A 3,399-nucleotide genomic window follows, 5' to 3' on the forward strand; every position below is an offset into this window, starting at 1 on the left:
CTTCGGTCATGCTCGGGTAGACATCGAGCAAGCGTGCGGTCAGGTTGGGGTTGGGCCCCCGGCCTCTGCCACTGGCGGAGTAACCGACCATCCTCTCGTTGATTCGCACAGGCGGCTTGAACCATTTGGCTGACGGTTCCAGCAGCGCTGCGGTGTCAGCGGCGTGTTGATCGGCGTGTGCAATGATCTTTTTCTGCAGCTCGCCCCACTGACCGACCTCGGGCACGCCCAGGCTGCGCCGCGCGGCATCCGGCAAGGCGTGCATGATCGATGGATAAAAGTTGTCACCCGTTCGCGGCACGCTGTTCAGCGCTTCGCCCCGATCATTGAACGCCTGGAACTGCGCGCCCGTCTTGATCAGGAATTTTTTCTCGGCGGCTTGCGCGTCCCCCACACTGTCGAGCAGCGTGCCGCTGTCGCTGCCCTCGCGCACCTCCAGGCGCACGGTCTGCGGCCAGCCCGGCAGTTGCTCCAGCGTGTGCAGGGCCAGACGCCGGCTGTCCGCCGAGGCGATGTTCTCGCGGCGCAGACCGGCGTGCGCCGCCACCTGGCGGCTGCGCCGCGCATACCAGCGCGCCTCTTCGAGCAGGCGCAGCGGCACGCGGTTGCTTGCACGGAGCCGCTGCAGGTCATCGGGGTGGCCGTGGGCCAACACGTCTTGCGCCGCCGCCTCGCTGAGCCCCGGACACACCTTCTGCAAATTCGCGACCTGCGCATCGACCGGCTCGGTGCCCTGGTAAATGCTTTCATAAATGGCAGGTTGACGGGTGTTGGCGTAATCAGCCATTTGCTTGCTGAACTCCGCGGCGCGGGCATCAGGTACGCGCGCGCCCTGCGCCCCGAGCAACCCGGTGATTTCAGGTTCATCGAGTTGCGCCAGAACCCGCGCCGGCAGGTTCCCGCTGAGGATATCGGGCCGCGATATCTGGATCGGTGCCTTCACCCCTGTGCCGCGAAACCGGCGCGAGGGCCGATACTTGACCGACTTGCCCGACAATGCCGCCCCGTCGAAGACTTCCAGCACCCGGTTCGCCGGCCACTGCGGCATTTCGGTGATCAGCGGCAACGCGTACAGATACAACTCATCAATCGGTTGCGTCCCGCGCAGCTGCTCCACGACCCGCGCGGCGTCGGCATCGGCCTTCATCAGGCGCAGCGCCTGGGTCAGTTCCGGGGGCGGCAGCGCATGATCCGCGTGCATCTTGCGCAAGGCGTCGTCACTGACCCCGCTGATATCGGCAGCCCTGAGCAGCTCCTCATCAGACAGCGCTTCGGTTGCAGGGCCGATACGCCGCAACAGGGTCGTACGGTCCCACTCCAGCGGACGCTCCAGCGTATGCCGCCAGGCCCCTTGGCCATTACTGCCGAGCACCGGTTGCCAGGCATCGGCATTCGTCGGGTGCTTGATCCGCCATCTGCCGATCGAGCTGTCGTAAGCCTTCTCATACGTTTTGCCGCTCAGGCGGATATAGGTTTTGCCGTCCAGCTCGTATTGTCCCGCTGCGTTCGGAACGGCGCTGGCGTCCAGGGCAACGGTCGACTCATACGCGCTCAGGTCGGGTTTCCACAGGCGGGTTTTGCCGTCGGCCAGGGTCACCGGGCTCGCTGCCTCGATCACCGGCACGGCGCGGGCCGGCGAGATTTTCCTGGCCGCTGCCCCTGCTCCGGCCATCACGGCAATCTGCGCGAGGTTTTCCGCGACGTCGATCAAATGATCTTTTGCCGCTCGCCGATCACCTTCACCCCACTCGATTGCGCCTTCCAGGGTCTCGTACAACAGCTGCCCGGCCATCACCACCATCATCACTTCGCCCAGCACCGGGACGAACATCGAGACCATGTTCAATCCGAGCAGGCCGACCTGCAACAGGCTGGCCAGCTTGGCCTCGCGGGCCTTGACATCAACATCGTCGGTGGGCACCGCATGGCTTCGCGCATCGGCCAGAACCTTGGCGCAGCTTTCGGTATAGAGGTATTCCCACAGATCCTGGTTTTTTTCCCACAGGCCCCGTTTTCGGTGCAGAACTGCAGAGGGCGCGATGTAAGGATCCGGCTCGGGCTCGAGTTTCGCCGTCGGTGGCGGCGGCACTTCCTTGATTTGGGTAAAGATTGAGCCGGCATGGAGCAGACTGATGACGGTGCGCCAGGGGCTGCGCCAGAAATCCGTGGGCGAGTCGGCCGCTTTTCGGGTGAACTGGCTGAGGTAGTAAGGACGCTGGTCGTAGGGCAGAAACTGACTGAGGAAGTTCTGATACTCGGTGGGTTCTGCCGACGACGGGTCGGTTCGAGCCGTGAGCAGGCGCTTGAATTCGTCTTTGTCTTCATCGCCCCGATAGCACTTGAACGGGTGTTCGGGATCGTGGGGTATATAAATGATCCATTCACTGGCGTAGCGGTACTTCTCGCTGACGACGAATACCACACAACCGGTCAATCGTTTTTTCATCAGGCCCAGGTCACGGAACCACACCTGTTTATCGCCGATCCAGGGATTGAGCTCGCCCTCGATGACCGAAAGGATCATCGCGTAGTGCGCAGGCTCAATATCCTTGGTCAGCAAGGCCTGCTCCGCCGCCGCGCGCATCGTCGCTTTCTGGCTGGCGATAAAACGCTCGCGCAGCACGCGCTCGGCCACCGCATCGGCGGGATGAAAGAACGACTGCAGCCAGGTCTGGTATTGCTTGCCGATGTCCAGACGCCGACATAGCCCCAGAAAGTGGCTGATCGTCAGGTTGATGTTCACGGTTTCGTAGGTGTCTGCCGTGGTCGTTGCCACAACGAAGCCGGAGCTCGCGTGATAGGCCCCGCTCTCGCATTCATAGGCTTCGAAGTTGTGCAGCGCGGCATCAAGCATCGACAGCTTGATCACTTCGAACGAGTCCAGCTCGATCTCCACAATGCCGACAGCCAGCGGGCGCCTGAGGCACAGCAGGGTTTTGTCGACATCCACCTGCACCTGGTATTCATCCTGCAACGCCTGGATCAGCAACGGCCGGGCGAACGCCTCGACCGGCTGGAACGTCGACATGCTTTTATCCAGGGCATTCTGCGCGGCGACGCTGGCCTTGAATTGCTCATCTACCGCTTTTCGCTGGGCCGCTGTCGCGTTCCGATACCAGGCAGGCAACGTGGTCGGGACGCCCTTGAAGGCCTGACGTCTTTGCGCCGAAGCGTCGGTCAGCCATGGCGGGATCGACTTTTCGAGAAAGTCACCGTGCACGCTTCGCGTCGCGGTGGGTGTTATCGCCTGGGGAGAATCGGCCGGCTGAGCCAGCGAAGCCGATGGGCCGGACGGTGGACTGGAAGAGATTGCGTTCATGATTGCTCCTGTTTAATGGAGCCATCAGCAAATCATTTCAGGCCATTGCATTTGCGGTATCCGGCTATGGCTCGACCGGC

The 3,399-nt window shown here is 62.5% G+C and carries 1 protein-coding gene; it reads right to left on the reverse strand.

The window, feature by feature from the left end:
- On the reverse strand, window positions 1–3,319 hold a 3,319-nt coding region (locus VNV36_RS23160; RefSeq protein ID WP_325720949.1), incomplete at its 3' end, for a dermonecrotic toxin domain-containing protein.
- Window positions 3,320–3,399: the final 80 nt, after the last annotated feature.

This window comes from Pseudomonas sp. (assembly GCF_035554175.1).
In the GTDB taxonomy this organism is placed as follows: domain Bacteria; phylum Pseudomonadota; class Gammaproteobacteria; order Pseudomonadales; family Pseudomonadaceae; genus Aquipseudomonas.